Consider the following 953-nt stretch of genomic DNA (forward strand, 5'->3'; position numbering starts at 1 on the left):
TTTGTCGCTGTTGTAGTAGTGATAGTTAAAATATTATTTTTACTTTTAAATTAGTCCGTTTTAACCAAAATAAAAAAGGCCTTATAAAGGCAGTGATTACAAGGGAGTACAGCTTATAAAGCCACTTCCGATTATATTATATATTTACCATAGTTGTAGGAGAATAAAAATAGTGAAAACACACGAATTAAAATTAGACGTCAAGTATTTTGACGAAGTGAAAAATGGCACTAAGAACTTTGAAATTCGTAAGAATGATCGAGATTTTAAGGTGGGGGACATTTTGATATTAAAAGCATTCATGCCTGGATTAAAAACTTTTGTTAAATGGGGAGAAATTATTAATCCATTAAATGATTATAGGATGAGCCATAACTATATGAGTTGTGCTGAAAAGGAAGCCGATACAATCAAAGTAAAGATTGTTGAAATCATGAGCTGGGACCAATTAAGTGAGCCAGATGATGAGAAATCTATGTTTTCCTTTGAAACAGTAAATAGTCAAATACAACAGGTTTTAAAGGATTACTTCAAAGCAGATCGTTTGCCCAAAGGTTTCGCTATCCTCGGAATTGAGGTAGTCAAATGAAATCAAGCTGGAAAAAGCAAAGGCTTGCTGTATATTAACAAACAAAAAAGCCCGCGGGCAACGGGCTTAGCAATTAATACTTTCTGTCTATATTATAACATACTGGGGGAAGTTTATTCATGGCAGATAAGTTAGATAGGATTATTGGAGATTATGTGAATGGTCGATTAGATGCGAGGATAAAATCTATTGAAAGTAGATATCTCTACCGACAAAAAGTAGATAATCTTGGAATTCGTACAGCATATTCTGGTGGATCTGAACCAGAAAGCAGTGCATTAAACAAAGAAGCTTTAGAAAACGATGAAGAATTAAAAGCGCTGAATGAGCTTAAATATCAGTTTCAAGTATGGTACGAGCCTTT

The 953-nt window shown here is 33.7% G+C and carries 2 protein-coding genes; both read left to right on the top strand.

Going from position 1 to position 953, the window contains the following annotated elements; genetic code table 11:
* Positions 1–172: 172 nt before the first annotated feature.
* Positions 173–589, top strand: a complete 417-nt coding sequence (locus LACDD01_RS00775; protein ID WP_061412693.1) for a DUF3850 domain-containing protein — start codon at positions 173–175, stop codon at positions 587–589.
* A 119-nt stretch (positions 590–708) separates the two neighbouring features.
* Positions 709–953, top strand: a 245-nt coding sequence (locus LACDD01_RS00780; protein ID WP_156468504.1) for a DUF722 domain-containing protein, incomplete at its 3' end; no start/stop codon positions are given.

The sequence above is a fragment of the Lactococcus sp. DD01 genome (assembly GCF_001578715.1).
GTDB lineage: Bacteria > Bacillota > Bacilli > Lactobacillales > Streptococcaceae > Lactococcus > Lactococcus petauri.